Here is an 18,241-nt window from a genome sequence, read left to right on the forward strand (position 1 = left end):
ATTTATCAACGGGAGTACAATTCATGGGCAACCGCCTGTCTAAGATCTACACCCGCACCGGTGACGACGGCTCTACCGGCCTGGCCGATGGCAACCGCATCGCCAAGAATGCCCAGCGCGTGGAAGCCATGGGCATGGCGGATGAACTTAACTGCCACATCGGAGTGTTGATTGAAACGCTACCAGCCGGTGACAGCCTGATCGAGACGTTCCGGCGGATTCAGCACCACCTGTTTGATCTTGGCGGCGAGTTCGCCATCCCTGGCAGCAAGGTCATCAGCGACGACCATATTGATTGGCTGGAACAGACCCTGGATGAGCATAATGCCGGCTTGCCGCCATTGAAGAACTTCATTCTGCCCGGAGGTTGTCCTGCAGCCGCACAATGCCATCTGGCCCGGGCCGTTTGCCGTCGTGCGGAGCGGGTGGTGGTAGCGCTGGGCCACGAAGATTCCATCAATACCGCGTCCCGTCACTACCTGAACCGGCTGTCTGACCTACTGTTTGTCATTGCCCGCGTGCTGGCCCGCCGGGATGGCAGCCAGGAAATTCTCTGGGAACAAAAAAAATCCGGCCTCTGAGGGCCGGATTTTTCTGATCAGAGGCAACTGCCTTATACCTTGAACGCCTCTACCAGCCGCTGAAGCGATGCCGTCAACTCCGACATCTGGCGGGAAGACGCCAGCGTCTCTTCGGCGTTGGAAGCGGTGCTCTGCCCCAATTCGCCGATACGCTCCACGTTGGCATTCACATTCTTGGCCACCGCAGACTGCTCTTCTGCGGCCTGAGCAATCTGGTGGCTCATGTCGACAATCTCGGAGATACCCGAAGCAATGCGGTCCAGGGCTTCTGTCACCTCGCCGGATTTCTGAACCGTTTGCTCCGTGGCATCGTGGCTGGAGGTCATGGCAGAAACCGCCTCTTTAACACCACCCTGCAGCCGCGAGATCATACCCTCAATCTCTTCAGTCGATTTGTGGGTGCGCTGAGACAGTGAACGCACCTCATCAGCCACCACCGCAAAACCCCGACCCTGTTCACCGGCCCGGGCCGCTTCAATGGCCGCGTTCAGAGCCAAGAGGTTGGTCTGCTCGGCTATGGCCTTGATCTCGACCAATACCTGGCTGATGTTGTCGCTGTCTGAACTGACCCTGTTTATCACCGCTACCGCACCAGCGATTTCTTCCGCAAGACGGTTAATAGTTTGCACGGTAGCCGCCACAACCTGTCGGCCCGTCTCGGTATCACGCTCTGCGCTACCGGCGCTGTCCGCTACCCGATGGGCACTCTCAGTCACCTCGTTGACCGCCTCCACCATCTGCCCCATGGCTTCGTTTATCTGGCCGGTCTCTTCCATCTGGCGGGCAACCGCTTCACTGTTGGCTGCTGCAGTCTCGTTAACCCTCACCGCCTGACTGTCAACATCATTCGTGGTCCCGCTGACAGAGCGGATCAGTTCGGCAATCCGGTCCGTCATATTATTGAATTCGGTGGTCAGCTCGCCCAGCTCATCACGATTGTTAAGCTGGATGTGCGCCGTCATATCACCAGCGGCGACGCTGCGAGCCGCCTCACTAAACCGGTTGATGGCGGTTCTTACTGACATAAAGAAGCCGATGTAGAGGTACACCACAAGAAGCATCACGCCGATCAGAGCCCCTACAATCAACCTGCGCTGGCCGGTCTCCCGCTGCAGTCGCTGTTCAAGGTTGCCAGAAACCACATTGAAAATGCTGTCATTAAGTGAATCGTAGTAGTCCAGCTGGGAGGATACGGTGGCGTCAAATTCCTGCCAGGGCTGTTCCAGGCGCATCGGGGTGATGATGTTCAGGTCCAGTTGCTCGCGCAGCGCCATCAGGCTTTCATCGACCCGCGTCACAGCGCCGCCGGCCCTGCTTGACAGCTTGGGAGAGGTTTCAACCGCAACCGACAAGGCAGGCGACAACAGGGAGCTGCGGTTGGTCAGCTGGTCATAGATTTCATTCAAAATCTCGCTCAGGTTATAACCCACCTGGCCATCCACCAGGGCAAAGATACCGTAAGATCGGGCCCTGCCAACAACGGTCCTCGCCTCAGGCAGCGCATTACGCACCAGCCCAAGCAGCAACAGATTTTCCCGCGAGGCGTCTTGTCCAAGTCCCGAAATTTCAATCGTAGCCGGCAACAGGGCCAGCACCTTCTGAACAAACTCGTGGTAATACTTGAACTGTGGGTCTATGTTGCCCTGGTAGTTGTCGTCCTGCTTCAGTTGCTCCCACTCCGCCTGCAAGGCCAGAACCTGATCCTTCCAGGAACCAGAGGAATCGAACGAGCGGTTGTGCCCAGCAAGGTCTGAAAGCAGGCCATCAATCTTCTCGGCAGCCTCACCTGCCCTGCCCAGGAGTTCGTCTTCATCCTTGAGCACACCCGGCGCCTGGTAGTCGCGGTAAGCCATAGATGAAGACAACAGCTGGTCTACCTTGCGAAGTTCGGCAAGGCCCTCGATACCGCGAGTCATGGTTTGAACGGATTGATTGAGGCTGGAAATAACCAACCACGACAGGACAATGATCGGGCCCAGGAACAAGATGCTGATTAGGCTGAACTTGTAGACCATGGGCAACCGATTCATCAGGCTAACAGCTGGATTGATCAAATATTTCACGGCGCCCTCTCGCTGATTCTAATAACTGAATCTTTATTCTTTGTTTGATTATCGCCCAAGGTCGGAAAAACTTAATCACCTTTAAGTGTTATTCTGTAATGTTTTATGACACTCCTCAGACCACCCCGGCAATGACCAGCAACGCGGCAACGCAGATCCACACCAGCATGCTCCGGTTCAACAATCCCCGTATGGCCGCCAGGCTACGCCCGCCAAAACTTGTCCACTCATCCGGGTGCAACCGCGCAAACTGGGCTGGATCAAGCGCATAACCGGTTAACGACCCGTTTGCGGAAATCATGAGGACTTCCGAGGTTTTTCTTCCAAAACCGGGCAGGACTTTCTTCGCCTCCTTCGACCAGCCCGCGAGATCACCGGCCAGCCCCAGCGTGCAGGACAGTAGGCGAGCAGGAATCCAGCTGGCCAGGTTGGCCAGAGTCCGGAATCGGGCGCGGGCCGCTTGCTGCGGCCATTGCTCAGACAACGCCACCAGGCCTCGGGCAACCAGGGCAACACCTATTCCACCCACCACATACCAGAAAGCCACCAGGAAGAACCGCTCGAAAACCCCGATCACCAGAGCCTTGGATAACGACAGATGCATGGCCTCTGGTGACAGCGCGGCGCCCCGCTCTTCCGGTGGCAACCGGTTCTGGATATGTCGCCAGGCAGCCTGCATGTCGCCCCGGCTCCAGGCTTCCGAATAGTCACGTAACTGATGCCGCCAACCCGGCGCGCCCATCAGCAACACCAGCACGATCAGCTCCAGCGGATAGGCCGCCGGCCTGAATCCATACCATTCCAGCAAACACACAACGCCCACCAACACCAGTCCGGGCAGCAGAACCCAGATCAGCCCGGAGGTAATGGCATCCTCCTTTCCGGCCTGAATTTTCGCGCCCCGGTGAAACCAGGCACGCCAAAGCACGTCGCCATCAAGCCGGTTCCGGCTATCCAGCTGACGCCGAATAAGGTAGGCCAAAAGAAACACGACAAACACCATTCAGGCGATCTCCTCATGGGCCAACAGCTGGGAAAAATACCGCCAGTCGAACGCTGGACCAGGGTCAGTTTTCCGGCCAGGCGCAATATCGCTGTGGCCGGTAATGCGCTCGGTGCTGATTTCGGGCCAGGCCATCATGGTCAACCGCGCCATGTCTGCGAGTGTCCGGTACTGTTCGGGCGTATAGGGAACATCGTCTGCCCCCTCCAGTTCGATACCGATAGAGAAATCGTTGCACTCTTCCTGGCCGTCAAAACAGGACCGGCCGGCATGCCAGGCCCGGTCCAAACAACTGACAAACTGCACCACTGAACCATCGCGACGCACCAGGGCATGAGCGGAGACCTGCATGGCGGCGATGGATTCAAAATAGGGATGGGCGGCTGGGTCAAGCCGGTTGCAGAAAAAGTCTTCAATCTCCGTTCCCCCGAATTGCCCGGGAGGCAGGCTGATGTTGTGAACCACCAGCAGGGAAATGGCAGAGCCCTCAGGCCTTGCACCAAAATTCGGCGAGGGCACCCATCGGCTGCCAGGGTAACGGCCGGTCAGCCTTAACTGTTCAGCCTGGCTGGAGAGGGAGTCGTTGTTATGCTTGTTGTCTTGATTGAAAGGGTCAGAGATTGGCAAGGCGTATCCACTGTCGCTTTATGATGTTCAATCGATTGAATCATAAAGCGACGGTGGATGCTATGGATGGAACGGTGCGGATTCGCGCCTTCAATCCTTTCGACTATGGCGAAGGTTATCGATGATGGATTCCAGCGCCCGGTCAAAAATCAGGCCGTCGTCCAGAAGCGTAATAACGCCTTCCTGCAGCGCCACCGCCAGATCATCCCGATGGTACTCTGCCACCTTGGCGCCGCTGCGATTGACAAAAATGTACTTGCCGGTTGCCTTTATGAAGGCCGCCAGTTTGCAGCGAACACGGGTATCATCGCGCACCATCTCGATCCACGAGCCAACCCTGAGCTGATCTGCCCGGGCCAACCATTCCGCCGCAACAACCGAGGCAGACGGCGCTTCTTCAGCAGCCACCGGCGCTTCCGTTGCCGGCTGCGCGTCACTTTGAACGCTCTCCGCCACGACCGGTTCGGTTTCAGATTGCGCGATTTCCTCTGGGGCAACGGCATCCACCTGAGGTTCCGGTGGCGCCAGCATTTGCTCCGGCTGATCCAGCTCCTCTTCGGCCAGGGCAGGGTCTTCCGGCGCCTTCTCGACATCACTGACCGGAGCCGTTACCAGTTTCTGGAAAACATCAACATGAGCCAATTCCAGGTCACGAATGGCAGCGTCGGTTGAGAACGGGTCCCAGGAAATTTCCTGCAAAGCACTACGAAGGTCCTCGACCACCTCCGGTATTGCTCGAAGCAGCTCAGAGCGGGTTTCATCCGATACCGGCCTTGGGTCCACACTCCAGATCAGTCGCTCGGTTACCGCGCAGGCGGATTGCCACTGCTCGCTTTCTTCGCCCTGACGCAGCACCACCCATTGCAGGTAACGAGTCCAGGGCTCGCTGAGAATCTGCATCACCGCAGCTGGTATTTCACGGCCGGCTGTTTCTTCCTGAATGAGGTTGGTGGCCGCCTGGCTTGCACGTTCCTGGCGAGCCCGACCTTCCTCAGCGTCCCGAAGACGCTGCTCAACCAGCTCACGACGGCGCCGGTCCAGATCCATAAAGTGCCCGAAATCCTTGAGCAACTCCTCGAACAATTCGACATTGTCGGTGAACTCATTCAGGACACGATCAACCACTTCTTCAATTTTTTCCCGGAGCGGGTCCCGCATGCCCTGGCGCTTTTCGGACCAGCCAATGGCCGACAGTGCGAGTTCATTCAACAATTTGCGAACCGGATGACCGCCACGATTGAAGAAATTACGATCGCTCAGGGCAACCTTCAGGACCGGAATCTGCAAGCGCCCGATCAGCGCCTTCATCACCGGATGTAATTGCCGATCTTCCAGTATGAAATCGAACAGCATCGAGACGAGATTGACGACATCGCCGTCCACCTGGCCCAACGTCGCTTTCTTGCCGCCCGGCTCCTGCAGGACCGAGACAATCTGCTGGCGCAATGGCACCACTTCTGCCCCGGATACCTGGGTGAGAGAACCTTGCAGATCACTGAGCCGGGCCATCAACCCGCCAGTATCGAGTGTCACGCCACCCGCGGGCAGGCCGCCCGCGGCGGACGATGTCTCTCCCTGATGCAGCAGCGCACTCAATTCCGAAAACGTGGGGAAACTGGCAGCACCACTCGACCCGTGCTCGGCACCTGCCTGCCCTGGCGACAAAGCCGGGGCTCCAGCCTGTGGCACCGGCCTCTTCTGCTGGGGCGACGAACCGCCGACAGGTGCCCGGCGCATATCTGGCAACACGCCTTCGGCTACCAGGGTTTTATTGGCCTGGTCATACAGGGCTGCAAGCTTATCCACCAGCAGGCGCTCAAAAAGCTTGAGTACAACCAGCTTGGCACGAATATCGATATCCAGGTCAGAACAGGCCTCGGCAATTCCGCCACAGATAACCTCGGGGCTCAGGGGCATCTGATCATCAGACATCTGAATCTCGGGCATCAGGTGGCGCACGCGAGCGGCCAGCATCCGGACCGGCTCCTGGTAACGATTGCGCAGCTTGGTCACCAGGTTATCAATGGCGACCTGTTGCTCGAGTTCGGAGTGATCCAAAAGGCTCAGGGAATCCTGATCGACTTCCTCAAGGGCAGAACCGGAGTGCGAGGGTTTGAAGCGCCCAAAGTCATTGAAGGCCTGGCTGACATACTGAAGCATCGAGACCGCCATGGATTTGCGGCGCAGTCTGAGCTCCCGCATGGCATCGAAATACGCTGTCTGGTCCTGATTAGAGCCAGCCCGATCCGCAAGGGCGAACAGGCTGTCGTCTGCCTGCTCGAAGAAAGACCCCAGCACAGATTTCAGAGACTGACCGGATGCGTCACGTAACCGTATAAGAGCAGGCGGAAGCGAAAACCGGCCCACCGGTTTCTGGCCGGATAAATGGACAACCTTGTTATCGTGCGCCATGGAGATGCTCCGGTGTTGATCGGCAATATCGCTGGGAATTTCTATTAATGACATGATACGGCCGATCATCGTCACCTTGTGTCAGAATTTGTCACCTTTTGTGTAACAACGACCTGCGTCACATTTTAGCAGTTATTGGCCAGGGCATTTTGCGAAACGGCAGGCTGGCAGTAGAATTGCCGGGCTCGCAGATTTCAACTCATCCAGACCGCCGGAAACCCGACATGATTGCCCCTGAACTGCTCCGCCAGGCCCGAATTGAATCCGTTGCCCAAAGCCTTCGCGAGGACATTGGTGACGGCGACATTACCGCCATGCTGATTCCGGCGGACAAAACCGCAACCGGCCGGGTGATCACTCGCGAACCGGCACGCCTGTCAGGACGAGCCTGGGTTGAGGAGGTATTCCGCCAGGTAGACCCCGCCATGGAACTGACCTGGTTCTTCAAGGACGGCGATGATCTGGCGGCCGATGACGTTATCTTCCGGATGGCTGGCCCGGCCCGATCACTCCTGACCGCAGAGCGAGCCGCCCTCAACTGGCTGCAAACACTGTCTGGCGTTGCCACCACCTGCGCAGCCTACGCGGCGAAGGTCGCCCATACCGGTGTGCGATTACTGGATACCCGGAAAACCCTGCCAGGCATGCGCCTGGCGCAAAAATACGCGGTCACCTGCGGTGATTGCGACAATCATCGCCTGGGTCTGTGGGATGCCTTTCTGATCAAGGAAAACCACATTGCCGCATGCGGCTCGATTGCCAACGCCATCAGTGAAGCCCGGCGCATTGCACCGGGCCGCCCGGTGGAGGTAGAAACGGAATCGATGGACGAGCTGAATCAGGCCCTGAGCGCGGGCGCCGACATCATCATGCTGGATGAATTCTCACTTGGGGACATGGTTGAAGCCGTGCGAATTACCGCCAGCAAGGCAAAACTGGAAGCTTCCGGCGGCATCAATGCCCAGACACTGGTACCGGTGGCGGAAACCGGGGTGGATTACATCTCCATCGGCGCCCTGACCAAAGACGTCAGAGCGATCGACCTCTCCATGCGGCTGGACTGATTCCACCGCCTGGCGTCGAACTCAACGACCAGACAACAACCGGTCTATCTCTTCCAGCGCCTCAACAAGGCGCTGGCCTGACTGCGCCCGCCCCCGGAAATGCTCTTCCGCCATGGGCGCAATGCCAGATACCGAGGGTAACGGTTGCCCCGCCTCCACCAGCGCTTTCATTTTCTGTAAGAAGACAAACTGCAGCCACTGGGTGAACTCCATAGTGTCGAGACAGAACGGCTGGGTGCTCCGGAACGCATGCTCCGGTGGTGGGCTCGCCTCCCAGACGTCCATCCGCCGGAGCTCAATCTCGATTCTCAGCAGGCTGTCGGTTACCTGGTCCACTCGATTACTCATGGTCACCCGATCAGTCGGCCAAGGGCTCAAGTTCAACCGACTCACCATGCAATACCCGGTACAGGTCTTCAAACTGGCGAGTCAATGCGTGCTTGGGTGCCATATGAATCAGGGGCTGCCGGCTTTGATGGGATTCTTTCATTTTCACCGAGCTGGATAGCCGCACCGGCAACACTGGCAACCCCTCCTCCGTGAGTTCTTTCACCAACTGTTTGGGCAGGCTGGCACGCGGCTGGAACTGGTTGGCAATGATACCCTCCACCACCAGCTCCTGATTATGATCTTCCTGCAGCTCTTTGATTTCATGAAGAATGTTGTACAACGCCTGGCGTGAGAAATCATCACAGTCGAAAGGAATCAAACACCGCTGAGCCGCAATCAAGGCCGAGCGGGTGTAGAAATTCAGGGCGGGCGCGGTATCGATGTAGATCTCATCGAAAGAATCGCTGAGCTTTTTCAGAAATTCACGAAGCTTGTAGATCTTGTGCTTGGCTTCGAGTTTGCGCTCTAGGAAGTCCAGCTCCGGGCTGGACGGCAGAACAAACAGATTATTGAAAGATGAGGCATGCACAAACTCATCCGGGCGGCGGGTGAACATACTGAAGGCAACGGTCTGCTCCAGAAGATCCGCTGCGGTATCTTTCAGTTCAGATGCCGGCTTACCCAGCAGATAGTGTGTTGAGTTACCTTGCGGATCCAGATCCACCACCAGGGTGCGCTTGCCCCGGGCCGCGCTGATCGCCGCCAGGTTACAGGTGATGCTGGACTTACCCACACCGCCTTTCTGATTGAATACAACCCGTCTCATGTCGTCTCTCCAATGGCCTTTATGGTTATAAATCCGTCACTACCATCCCATTACCGACTTCACGAACGGAATGGTCAATCTCCGCTGGGCCTGCAGGGAGTTCTCATCCAGCGTGTCCAGAATCCCAAGCAGTTGACCAAGGCGGCGTGGAGCCCGGCGCATGATAAATCCGGCCACATCATCGCTCATCACCAGACCACGCTGCTCGGCCCTGGCCATCAAAATTCTTGACCGGTCTTCATCCCGGTAAACACCAAGCTGAACCAGCAAACCGTGTGCCAGCCGGGAACCAAGGTCAGCGAGACCGAACGGCAACGCCGCCGGCACCTCCGACAGGGTCACCATCAACAGCCCCTGGCGGTCCAGAATCCGGTTGTACAGATGGAAAACGGCCTCCTCCCAGTGCGCATCGCCCGCAATCAGGTCAAGATCATCCAGGCAGACCACGTCATGCCCTTCCAATCCCGCAAGCGCCTCAGGCCCAAACGGCATCAACTCACCGATACTGATGCACACAGCGCTCTGGCCCCGCTGCTCGGCAAAATGACAGACCGCTTGCAACAAATGGCTTTTGCCGGTGTCGGAGTCGCCGCAGATCACCACAACAGGTGCTCCGGCCGGCTGCGTGCAAACTGCCTCCAGCCGGAGCGCCGCATCTCGATTGCGATCGCCATGGAAGTTATCAAACCGGGCGTCGTCACGGAGCTTCACCCCGAGAACCATCTGTGACGTGGTCATGAGCGTTTGGCTCTCCAGGCGCGCGCACCCCAAATCAGAATGTAATGGCAGCCGCTGAATATGGCCGACAAGGCAACCAGCAATATGCCAACGTCCATTACCCAGGGCTGCATTGGCAGGTCTGCCATCAGAATGATAATCGCCAACGCCACGAGAATCTGAATAAAGGTATTGATCTTGCCCGGAATACTCGGCTCCATCTCAAAACGGCCAACACCATAGTGATACATCAATGCACCGCCGACAATGACCAGATCGCGGCCAAGCACCAGTGCGAAGAGCCAAAGCGGAATAATTCCGGTGATGGTCAGCATCAGGTAAGCGGTGATCAGCAATGCCTTATCAGCCAGCGGATCGGCAATGGCCCCAAGCCGGGAACGCCAGTTAAACTGCCGTGCCAGAAAGCCGTCCAAAGCATCAGTTGCGGCAGCAAGAAAGAAAATCAACAGCGACTGGCGATAATTCCCCTCCAGCAATGCCCACGCGAACGGAATAATGAGCAGTATCCGCAGGAATGTCAGGGCATTGGGAATCCATCGCCAACGCTGCAAAGTCACGCGCAGACCTCCGCCGTCGCCTAGCTGCCGCCACCACGGACAACCGGAGCCGGCTGCCAGCGATAGTAAAGCACCTGGTACAGGGATTCGAACGCCTGCTCGGCATCCTGTTCGTCGCCGTCATCGAGCGGCTGGTAAACGAACATGGCACCCTCCGGGTACTGGTCGCCGGCCTCGCCCGGTTCCTCAGCACCGTTCGGTTCGGCAACTGGCGCTACTGCGGTCGCACTGCGCGGTGCCGGTACGGTTTCCTCTGGCTGCCCGTCCATGACCACAAAGCGGGGATCAAGCGCAATGTACTCTTTCAGCTGGTCCAGTTCCCCTGTGAAGGTCACCTGAACGGTCATACGCTCATTACGCACCCGGGAAGCACCAACAGACACCACTGGCGTAAAGCTGTTCAGTGCTTTTCCGACATTGCCGTAGTCCGCTAAGGAATTGACGCCCTCAAGCACGATATCCACTCGCGGCGCCTCACCTACCTCGCCGGCAGCAACCGCGTAGCGGCTGGCATAGGCATCGGCCCAGCGACCAACAGCACGCCGTGCCAGTTCTTCCGGGTCTGCCGCGGTCACCGATTGCTCCGAGGCATCCATGCTCATACCGTCGAATACCCAGCCTGCGCGCCATTGACCACCAGAGCGACTAATACGCATCAATGCCAGGGCATCATGAGACAGATCCGACGATGCCTCCTTTATACGGCCCACAAACTGGCCCCAGAGATCCGACAGCAGCGCCCGGTCTCCCTGGACACTCTGCGGCGGGAAGGCCAGGGGTAAGCCGCGCTCTTCCGCTGCCGCCAGGAACGCCCTGCGCCAATCAGCAACGGCGCTGTCACCCTGTTCGCCATCATCCGCTGCTGCAGTCAGCAGCTTGCGTTCACCGCGGTCTTCAATAGCAGCCCAAACCAGTGTGAGTGGTCGATTTGCGCCCCAGACCGGGGCATTAATCGAAGCCAGGGCCCGATTGACGCCAACCGCCCCAAAGCTCATCTGCAACCTGGACTCCCCACTCTCACGACGTACCTGGTAGGACAGCAGCAGGGATTCTGCATCTTTGAGCACATCGTCTATGCCCTCAAGTTGCAGTACGTCCCGCGTACCGGAAACCCTGACCATAACCCGCCGCAGACCCTCGGCATAACCTGCCTGAAGGTCATTCTGGCCGGTTCCGTCGACCGCTACCTCAATGTTATACAGTCCTGACACCGTGACTGCCGACGCAGTCCCGGCAAACAGCATTGACAATGCCCCGGCCATCACCAGCCACAAAGTCATTGCCCGGAAAGTCCGAACGTCATTTTTTTCCGTTCCAGTCATGTAACACCCTGCCGTTCCCATGATTGGCGCACAGGATACACCATCACCACAAACGAGAGTAGCAAGGCCCCGTTGCAGGTTGGCAATGATGTACCCTGAATATTTGCACGCATTGCCGAATTCCGGTTGGAGCGCCCGTGCGCACCTGTTAAAATCCGCCGCCTGACCCACAGGCCAACGGTTACATTTCCATGAGCGAACAGAAGCCTTCCCTCACCTATCGCGATGCCGGCGTTGATATCGACGCAGGTAACGATCTGGTCAACCGCATCAAGAACACGGCAGCCCGTACCCGCCGCCCCGAAGTCCTCGGCGGGCTTGGCGGCTTCGGCGCCATGATTTCCATCCCGGCCGGTTACCGTGAACCTGTACTGGTCTCGGGCACCGACGGCGTTGGCACCAAACTGCGCCTGGCCATGCAACTCGAGAAGCACGACAGCATCGGCATTGATCTGGTCGCCATGTGCGTGAACGATTTGATCGTAGGCGGCGCAGAGCCCCTGTTTTTCCTGGATTACTACGCTACCGGCAAGCTGAACGTGGATATTGCCGCCCAGGTCGTGGACGGCATCGGCAAGGGCTGCGAGTTGTCCGGCTGTGCACTGGTGGGTGGCGAAACCGCCGAAATGCCGGGCATGTACGAAGGCGAAGACTATGACCTGGCCGGTTTCTGTGTGGGCATTGTAGAGCGTAGTGAAGTCATCGATGGCAGCCGCACCCAGCCGGGTGATGTGATGCTGGCCCTGGGCTCCTCCGGCCCGCATTCCAACGGCTACTCACTGATTCGCAAGATCATTGAAGTCAGCGGTGCCGACCTGAGCCAGCCCATGGGCGACAGCACCCTGGCTGACGCTCTGATGGCGCCCACCCGCATTTACGTGAAGAACATACTGCAACTGATTCGTGAAGTGGACGTGCGGGCCCTGTCTCACATCACCGGCGGCGGCCTGCCTGAGAATATCCCCAGAGTGCTGCCGGCTGGCACAGTTGCCGCCATCGACACCCAGAGCTGGGAACTGCCACCGGTATTCCAATGGCTGCAAAACTCCGGCGGTGTCGCCAGCGAGGAAATGTACCGCACCTTTAACTGCGGTATCGGCATGATTGTCTGCGTTCCCGCCGACCAGAAAGAGCTGGCCATGGATGCCCTGAATGCCATGGGCGAGAAAGTATGGCAGGTAGGCGTCATTGAAGCGGCCAGCTCAGCCGATGATGAGCCGAAAGTGCGCTACGCACCGGGACTACTCACAGCATGAAGGCTGATCCCGCGCCACTCCCGACCATCCTGGTACTGGCCTCCGGCAGCGGCACCAACCTGCAGGCGTTGATTGACGCCTCGCGGGACCGGGACTTCCCGGGCGACATTGTGGCCGTAGGCTGCAACAAACCCGGTGCCTTTGCCCTGGAACGGGCAGCCCAGGCGAATATCAAAACCTTTGTGATCAATCACAAGGACTATGGCAGCCGTGAGGAATTCGACGGCGCCCTGATGGCCGAGATCCGCCGCCACAACCCGGATCTGATTGTGCTGGCAGGCTTCATGCGGATTCTGACCGAAGACTTTGTTCGGGCCTTCCGCGGCAAGATGCTGAACATTCACCCGTCCCTGCTGCCAGCTTATACCGGCCTGAACACGCACCAGAGAGTACTGGAGGCCGGCGACAAAGTGCATGGCGTGTCCATACACTTTGTGACGGAAGAACTGGACGGCGGGCCAGTGATTGCCCAGGCCGAGGTAGCCGTGCAGGAAAACGATACGCCTGACTCACTGGCGGAGCGGGTTCAGCAACAGGAGCACGTGCTATACCCGATCGTGGTTCGCTGGTTCTGTGAAGGCCGGATTCAACTGGCGAGTGACGGCGTGCTCTTTGATGGCGCCCCCCTGTCACAACCCATGCGCCTACCCGCCAGCTGAACAGATTGTCATCCCCCTCGGGCTTTTGAAAAGCTACACTGTCGCAAACACATACAGTGAAAGAGGCTCCGGATGAAGACACTCAGAGCGTCCTTGCGCATCGTTACCTGGCTGGCCGGACTCTGGTTCGGTTTGGCCTCGATAACGGTTGCCGCCGCCGATACTCAAGACACGACCCCAGCCCTCTTCCCCCACGAGGCCACCTACTCTGCGTCCATGTCAAAAGGCATCAGCCTCAGTGGCGCTGGCAAACGCAGCCTGACCGATCAGGGCAATAATGTGTGGCTGTATCGCACAGAGGTAAGGTCGTTTATTGCAGATATAGACGAATCGGTGGTCCTTCTCTGGGAAGATGACCGCGTGGTTCCGCTTCGCTACCGCTACAGCCTCAAAGGCCTGATGATTCGGAATCGGGAGCAGTCCATAGATTTCGACTGGCAGACAGGTATTGCAACAGGGAAATACCGAGGCAAATCCTTTGAACTGGAACTCCAGGACGGGGCGCTGGACCCACTGGGCTTCCAGCTACAGATGCACCAGGATCTAAAAGCCGGTGAACGGGATCTGACCTACAACATCATTGATAAAGGTCGTTATAACGAGGATCGTTTTGCGGTTGTTGACGACGACAGCACCATCAACACCAATGGCCAGACAACGCAAACCCTGAAGGTGGAAAAGGTGCGAGGCGAGGATTCCAAGCGCCAGACGCTGATGTGGATAGATCCAAACCAGGGCCACCTGCTGCTCAGATTACTGCAGGTGGAGCCGGATGGCAGCGAATACGAGCTGAAGCTGAAAGACGCGACCATTCGGGACTGATTACCCGTCGAGCGGCTCCAGCCCTAGCGGCCGGATTCCGCCCAGACCACTTTGACCTCATCTGCGATAATCCTCAGCCCTTCTGCCACCTGCGCGTCGTCCTGAGAGTAGGTTACGCGCAGGCATTCGTGACGGTGGCGCCAGTCATCCTCTGGCAAGCCCGGGAAGAAATAGTGGCCAGATACCACCAGCACCCCTCTCTGCTTAAGCCGCTGATAAAGCTCCAGGCTGGAAATCGGCAGATCAGGAAACCACAGCCACAGGAACATGGCGCCTTCTGGTTTGTGGATGTACCAGCGGCAACTGTCCTCACCCATGGCGTCACGAAACGCCTCCACAGCTCTTTCCATCTTGGCTTTATAGAACGGACAAACCACATCACGGCTCAGTGACAGGATCTCACCAGAGCGCACCAAAGGCTCGGCCAGCATGGCACCAAAACTTCCGGTCGCCAGGTTCATGATGGCGTTAATGCCAGACAACGCCTTGATAATCGGCTCCGCCGCAATCACGATACCAGTGCGAGCCGCCGGCAGACCCAGCTTGGACAAACTCAGGCACAGAATAATCTGCTCGTTCCAGGTGGGCTGGGCGTCCACAAACAGTAGGCTCGGGAAGGGTGTGCCGTAGGCGCCATCGACAATCAACGGAATATCGTGTTGTCGGGCCAACCCCTCCAGCCTCGCCAGCTCTTCATCAGTAATCACATTGCCGGTCGGGTTGGTGGGGCGGGATACGCAGATGGCGCCGGTTTCACCGGTCACTTCCACCGCATCAAAATCCACCCGATACTTGAACTCATGGGCGTCGGTGAAGGAAATGTCGGGCCTTACCGCCTGAAACAGACCGGGCTCGATACCAGCATCGGCATAGCCAATGTATTCCGGCGCCAGGGGCAGCAGGATGTGTTTACGGTGGCCATCGCCATAGTCGCCGCCAAACATGTTGAACAGCATGAAGAACGCCGCCTGGCTGCCATTGGTCAGGGCGATGTTCTCGGGCTTCAGCCCCCAGTTGTATTCCTTGTTCAGCAATTCCGCCAGCGAGGCGATAAATTGCTTCTCACCCTGGGGGGGATCATAAATCCCGACCAGCCGGCGCATCTGCCCCTCATCTGCCGCGATACCCGCCAGAATTTCCTGCACCCGCTCCTGAATCTCGGGAATATGCCCGGGATTACCGCCTCCCATCATGATCATCCCTTCACCGGAGGCCATGGCGTTACCCAGGTCATCCATCAGGGAAGTGATACCGGCGTCGGCGGTGAACTTACGACCAAAAGCAGAGAGTTTCATGGCGCTGATCCGTTCTACAGGCAATTCAATAGGTAGCTGATAAGTGTAGCGTGAGCCGGAGCGGCTCAGCTATCGAGGGAAATACCGAGATTGCTGACGCCGTCGTTGGCGGCATCCGCCTTGAGTTCGGCGATAAAGTCTTCCAGTGGCGTGCGCTGGCGCTTGAGGGCCAGCACGGTGTCGCGTTGGAAGATTTTATCTTCCTTGAGCAGCGGATGCTGTTCAAACAGGCGCACCAACTGGTCTTCATCCAGCTCTTCACCCTCGGACATTTCAACGAAGTCCATTATGGTCTTGGTGGCCAGCTGGGATGCGTCGGTTGCGCGGTGTTTGTTGGGGTTCAGGCGGTTGAGCAGTGCCTGTTCCAGCAACTGACAAAAGTCGAAGGCCGGGTAAACACCGTAAGCGTCGTAGTCGTCCACGTTGGGGCTCAGGCTCTCGAGCTTGGTGAGCAACTGGGGGATGGCCGCTTCGGTGGCCTCCTGCTGGAGTGTATCCCAGGCCAGGTCAAGCAGCTGGCGCATTTTGCCACCGCTTTTCATGCCAACGGCGTCAGCGAACAGGGCGTAGTTGGGGAAGGCCCGTTCGGCCAGGGCCAGCAGGAAGGCGCATTCGCGCCAGCCCTGCAGTTGTGAGACGGCTTTAAGAAACTGGTTGGCGTTCATGTCCTGGGCAGGGTCACGCCGGTCTGGCCAAGGTACTTGCCGCCCCGGTCTTTGTAGCTGGTTTCGCAGATTTCGTCGGATTCGAAGAACAGCATCTGGGCGACGCCTTCGTTGGCGTAGATTTTCGCTGGCAGGTTGGTGGTGTTGGAGAATTCCAGGGTTACCTGGCCTTCCCACTCTGGTTCCAGCGGGGTAACGTTGACGATGATGCCGCAGCGGGCGTAGGTGCTTTTGCCCAGGCAGATGGTGAGTACGCTTCTGGGGATGCGGAAGTATTCCACGGTGCGCGCCAGGGCGAAGCTGTTCGGCGGGATGATGCAGACGTCGCCGGTGTAGTTGACGAAGCTGTTTTCATCGAAGTTCTTTGGGTCTACGGTGGCGCTGTGGACGTTGGTGAAGATTTTGAATTCGTTGCTGCAGCGTACGTCGTAGCCGTAGCTTGAGGTGCCGTAGGAGATGACGCGGCCCTTTTCGCTTTCCCGAACTTGGCCGGCTTCGAAGGGTTCGATCATGCCGTGTTGTTCGGACATCCGGCGGATCCACTTATCGGACTTGATGCTCATGGTGAATTCTCGTTTCCAGCTGGGAAAAATTGGGGCGTAGTTTACCTTGTACTTCGGTGACTGTCGAAGCCTCGGCGTTCGTGCTCGCTGAAGCCTGTGAGCTTGGAGTCAGAGGAAGTGAGGGGCGCTTTCCAAAAAACGCTACGAGCACATCCATGTGCGCTTCGCTCCGGCCATCCATGGCCTCCGAGATTTTTGGAAAGCGCCCCTCACTTCCTCTACGCAGACTGCTCAGGAATCGCCTTACGACGGGCCTGATTAATCAGACAGGCTTAGGGCAAGACTAACTGAACAGGCGGCTCAGTGTTCCGTGACAGAAACACTGGAGATAGTCCCACCAAGATTCCGCTCCCGGGTAGACAACTCCGCCCCCACCCTTCTGGCGATATCCAGGTACCGTCTGGCCACTTCGGAATCCGGTTCAGCCGCGACGGTCGGGGCGCCGCTGTCGGTTTGTTCGCGGATGGTCATGTGCAGGGGGAGCTGGCCCAGGAGGGTGGTTTCGTATTCTTCTGCGATGCGTTCGCCGCCGCCGTGGCCGAAGAGGGGTTCTTCGTGGCCGCAGTTGGAGCATATGTGCACGCTCATGTTTTCGACCACGCCCAACACCGGGATCTCAACTTTGCGGAACATTTCGATGCCTTTTTTGCCGTCCAGCAAGGCGATGTCCTGGGGGGTGGTGACGATGACGGCGCCGGTGACCGGGACTTTCTGGGCCAGGGTGAGCTGGATGTCGCCGGTGCCGGGAGGCATGTCGATGATGAGGTAGTCGAGTTCATCCCACAGGGTTTGCTGGAGCAGCTGCATCACCGCGCCGCTGACCATGGGGCCGCGCCAGACCATGGGTGTTTTGTCGGTGGTGACGAAGGCCATGGAGTTGGCTTGCAGGCCGTGGGCCTGCATGGGGACGAAGTATTTGTTTTCTCGCACGTCCGGGCGTTTGCCTTCGGGTACGCCGAGCATCATGCCGATGCTGGGGCCGTAGATGTCGGCGTCGAGGATGCCAACTCGGGCGCCCTCGGCCTGCAGGGCCAGGGCGAGGTTGACGGCGGTGGTGGATTTGCCAACGCCGCCTTTGCCGGAGGCCACGGCGATGATGTTTTTCACGCCCGGCACAGCCGGGAGGTCTTTGTTGGTTTTGTAGCTGTGGATCTTCTGGGCCACGTGAACTTCAGCGCTTTCCACGCCATCCACAAATTCCAGAGCGTTGGCGACGATCTGTTTCAGGCCGCCGGCGATGCCCTTGGAGGGGTACGGCAGTTCCACCATGAGAGTGACCTTGCCGTTGTCGTCGGCGGTCAGGCTTTTCACGGCACCCAGTGCGTACAGGTCCTTGTTGAGATAGGGGTCTCGGTATTCTTTGACGGCAGTTTCTAGGGCCTGTTGGGAAATCTGGGTCATCGGGGTCTCCGGAATAAGCTGATAAGCTTGAATGCAGGTGAAAAATGATGGCTTGGA

Annotated in this window: 18 protein-coding genes; 5 read left to right on the forward strand and 13 right to left on the reverse strand. The window is 58.1% G+C overall.

What is annotated here, in order from left to right; genetic code table 11:
- The first annotated feature begins 23 nt into the window (after positions 1–23).
- Positions 24–581, forward strand: a complete 558-nt coding sequence (locus tag QUE75_RS11945; RefSeq protein ID WP_138435524.1) for a cob(I)yrinic acid a,c-diamide adenosyltransferase — start codon at positions 24–26, stop codon at positions 579–581.
- 32 nt (positions 582–613) lie between these two features.
- Here QUE75_RS11945 and QUE75_RS11950 read toward each other — a convergent pair whose 3' ends face one another.
- From QUE75_RS11950 to QUE75_RS11965, 4 genes are all read right to left on the reverse strand, one after another.
- Positions 614–2,644 carry a methyl-accepting chemotaxis protein gene (locus QUE75_RS11950; protein ID WP_286250364.1) on the reverse strand — a complete coding sequence of 677 codons (2,031 nt, stop codon included), beginning with the start codon at positions 2,642–2,644 and terminating at the stop codon, positions 614–616.
- A gap of 115 nt (positions 2,645–2,759) precedes the next feature.
- Positions 2,760–3,647, reverse strand: coding sequence for a regulatory signaling modulator protein AmpE (gene ampE, locus QUE75_RS11955; RefSeq protein ID WP_286250366.1), 888 nt, complete (start codon positions 3,645–3,647; stop codon positions 2,760–2,762).
- Positions 3,648–4,268, reverse strand: coding sequence for a 1,6-anhydro-N-acetylmuramyl-L-alanine amidase AmpD (ampD, locus tag QUE75_RS11960; protein ID WP_396631711.1), 621 nt, complete (start codon positions 4,266–4,268; stop codon positions 3,648–3,650).
- A 96-nt stretch (positions 4,269–4,364) separates the two neighbouring features.
- Positions 4,365–6,686, reverse strand: coding sequence for a DUF1631 domain-containing protein (locus QUE75_RS11965; RefSeq protein ID WP_286250367.1), 2,322 nt, complete (start codon positions 6,684–6,686; stop codon positions 4,365–4,367).
- 224 nt (positions 6,687–6,910) lie between these two features.
- Here QUE75_RS11965 and nadC point away from each other — a divergent pair, with 224 nt between their 5' ends.
- The gene (nadC, locus tag QUE75_RS11970) at positions 6,911–7,750 is read left to right on the forward strand and encodes a carboxylating nicotinate-nucleotide diphosphorylase (RefSeq protein WP_286250369.1); all 840 of its coding nucleotides are present in this window, start codon (positions 6,911–6,913) and stop codon (positions 7,748–7,750) included.
- 21 nt (positions 7,751–7,771) lie between these two features.
- Here nadC and QUE75_RS11975 read toward each other — a convergent pair whose 3' ends face one another.
- From QUE75_RS11975 to QUE75_RS11995, 5 genes are read right to left on the reverse strand one after another with little or no spacing between them, the layout of a single operon-like run.
- The gene (locus QUE75_RS11975) at positions 7,772–8,098 is read right to left on the reverse strand and encodes a YqcC family protein (protein ID WP_106693705.1); all 327 of its coding nucleotides are present in this window, start codon (positions 8,096–8,098) and stop codon (positions 7,772–7,774) included.
- A gap of 10 nt (positions 8,099–8,108) precedes the next feature.
- On the reverse strand, positions 8,109–8,906 hold the full coding sequence (locus QUE75_RS11980) for a ParA family protein (protein ID WP_061332687.1): 798 nt from the start codon (positions 8,904–8,906) through the stop codon (positions 8,109–8,111).
- A gap of 39 nt (positions 8,907–8,945) precedes the next feature.
- Entirely contained in the window at positions 8,946–9,644 is a 699-nt protein-coding gene (gene hda, locus QUE75_RS11985; protein ID WP_061332686.1) for a DnaA regulatory inactivator Hda, read from the reverse strand.
- Positions 9,641–10,201, reverse strand: a complete 561-nt coding sequence (locus tag QUE75_RS11990; RefSeq protein ID WP_061332685.1) for a CDP-alcohol phosphatidyltransferase family protein — start codon at positions 10,199–10,201, stop codon at positions 9,641–9,643. Before QUE75_RS11990 ends, hda begins: the two co-directional genes overlap by 4 nt.
- Positions 10,202–10,221: 20 nt before the next feature.
- Positions 10,222–11,481 (reverse strand): DUF2066 domain-containing protein, encoded by a 1,260-nt coding sequence (locus tag QUE75_RS11995; protein ID WP_286250376.1) that lies wholly within the window; start codon positions 11,479–11,481, stop codon positions 10,222–10,224.
- Positions 11,482–11,714: 233 nt separating this feature from the next.
- Between QUE75_RS11995 and purM the strand changes: the two genes are divergently transcribed.
- From purM to QUE75_RS12010, 3 genes are all read left to right on the forward strand, one after another.
- Positions 11,715–12,779, forward strand: coding sequence for a phosphoribosylformylglycinamidine cyclo-ligase (gene purM, locus QUE75_RS12000; RefSeq protein ID WP_286250378.1), 1,065 nt, complete (start codon positions 11,715–11,717; stop codon positions 12,777–12,779).
- Positions 12,776–13,438 carry a phosphoribosylglycinamide formyltransferase gene (purN, locus tag QUE75_RS12005; protein ID WP_061332682.1) on the forward strand — a complete coding sequence of 221 codons (663 nt, stop codon included), beginning with the start codon at positions 12,776–12,778 and terminating at the stop codon, positions 13,436–13,438. Before purM ends, purN begins: the two co-directional genes overlap by 4 nt.
- Positions 13,439–13,510: 72 nt before the next feature.
- Positions 13,511–14,260, forward strand: a complete 750-nt coding sequence (locus tag QUE75_RS12010; protein WP_286250379.1) for a DUF3108 domain-containing protein — start codon at positions 13,511–13,513, stop codon at positions 14,258–14,260.
- Positions 14,261–14,283: 23 nt separating this feature from the next.
- On the opposite strand, the gene QUE75_RS12015 is transcribed toward QUE75_RS12010, so the two are convergent.
- The 4 genes from QUE75_RS12015 to apbC all read right to left on the reverse strand — a co-directional run bounded on the left by QUE75_RS12015 (position 14,284) and on the right by apbC (position 18,184).
- Complete coding sequence (locus QUE75_RS12015) at positions 14,284–15,555, reverse strand: valine--pyruvate transaminase (RefSeq protein WP_061332680.1); 1,272 nt, start codon at positions 15,553–15,555, stop codon at positions 14,284–14,286.
- A 65-nt stretch (positions 15,556–15,620) separates the two neighbouring features.
- Positions 15,621–16,220, reverse strand: a complete 600-nt coding sequence (locus tag QUE75_RS12020) for a YjaG family protein (RefSeq protein WP_138435517.1) — start codon at positions 16,218–16,220, stop codon at positions 15,621–15,623.
- The gene (gene dcd / locus QUE75_RS12025; RefSeq protein ID WP_011784457.1) at positions 16,217–16,783 is read right to left on the reverse strand and encodes a dCTP deaminase; all 567 of its coding nucleotides are present in this window, start codon (positions 16,781–16,783) and stop codon (positions 16,217–16,219) included. Before dcd ends, QUE75_RS12020 begins: the two co-directional genes overlap by 4 nt.
- Positions 16,784–17,083: 300 nt before the next feature.
- On the reverse strand, positions 17,084–18,184 hold the full coding sequence (apbC, locus tag QUE75_RS12030; RefSeq protein WP_286250389.1) for an iron-sulfur cluster carrier protein ApbC: 1,101 nt from the start codon (positions 18,182–18,184) through the stop codon (positions 17,084–17,086).
- Positions 18,185–18,241: the final 57 nt, after the last annotated feature.

It is taken from the genome of Marinobacter shengliensis (assembly GCF_030297115.1).
Classification (GTDB): Bacteria; Pseudomonadota; Gammaproteobacteria; order Pseudomonadales; family Oleiphilaceae; genus Marinobacter; species Marinobacter shengliensis.

Excerpts from the sequence above, each read along its gene's own strand:
- apbC (WP_286250389.1), bottom strand. The coding sequence starts at position 18,184 with ATGACCCAGATTTCCCAACAGGCCCTAGAAACTGCCGTCAAAGAATAC.
- QUE75_RS11980 (WP_061332687.1), bottom strand. The coding sequence starts at position 8,906 with ATGAGACGGGTTGTATTCAATCAGAAAGGCGGTGTGGGTAAGTCCAGC.
- dcd (WP_011784457.1), bottom strand. The coding sequence starts at position 16,783 with ATGAGCATCAAGTCCGATAAGTGGATCCGCCGGATGTCCGAACAACAC.
- ampE (WP_286250366.1), bottom strand. The coding sequence starts at position 3,647 with ATGGTGTTTGTCGTGTTTCTTTTGGCCTACCTTATTCGGCGTCAGCTG.
- nadC (WP_286250369.1), top strand. The coding sequence starts at position 6,911 with ATGATTGCCCCTGAACTGCTCCGCCAGGCCCGAATTGAATCCGTTGCC.
- purM (WP_286250378.1), top strand. The coding sequence starts at position 11,715 with ATGAGCGAACAGAAGCCTTCCCTCACCTATCGCGATGCCGGCGTTGAT.
- QUE75_RS11965 (WP_286250367.1), bottom strand. The coding sequence starts at position 6,686 with ATGGCGCACGATAACAAGGTTGTCCATTTATCCGGCCAGAAACCGGTG.
- QUE75_RS12020 (WP_138435517.1), bottom strand. The coding sequence starts at position 16,220 with ATGAACGCCAACCAGTTTCTTAAAGCCGTCTCACAACTGCAGGGCTGG.
- QUE75_RS11975 (WP_106693705.1), bottom strand. The coding sequence starts at position 8,098 with ATGAGTAATCGAGTGGACCAGGTAACCGACAGCCTGCTGAGAATCGAG.
- QUE75_RS12010 (WP_286250379.1), top strand. The coding sequence starts at position 13,511 with ATGAAGACACTCAGAGCGTCCTTGCGCATCGTTACCTGGCTGGCCGGA.
- QUE75_RS11945 (WP_138435524.1), top strand. The coding sequence starts at position 24 with ATGGGCAACCGCCTGTCTAAGATCTACACCCGCACCGGTGACGACGGC.
- purN (WP_061332682.1), top strand. The coding sequence starts at position 12,776 with ATGAAGGCTGATCCCGCGCCACTCCCGACCATCCTGGTACTGGCCTCC.
- QUE75_RS11995 (WP_286250376.1), bottom strand. The coding sequence starts at position 11,481 with ATGACTTTGTGGCTGGTGATGGCCGGGGCATTGTCAATGCTGTTTGCC.
- hda (WP_061332686.1), bottom strand. The coding sequence starts at position 9,644 with ATGACCACGTCACAGATGGTTCTCGGGGTGAAGCTCCGTGACGACGCC.
- QUE75_RS12015 (WP_061332680.1), bottom strand. The coding sequence starts at position 15,555 with ATGAAACTCTCTGCTTTTGGTCGTAAGTTCACCGCCGACGCCGGTATC.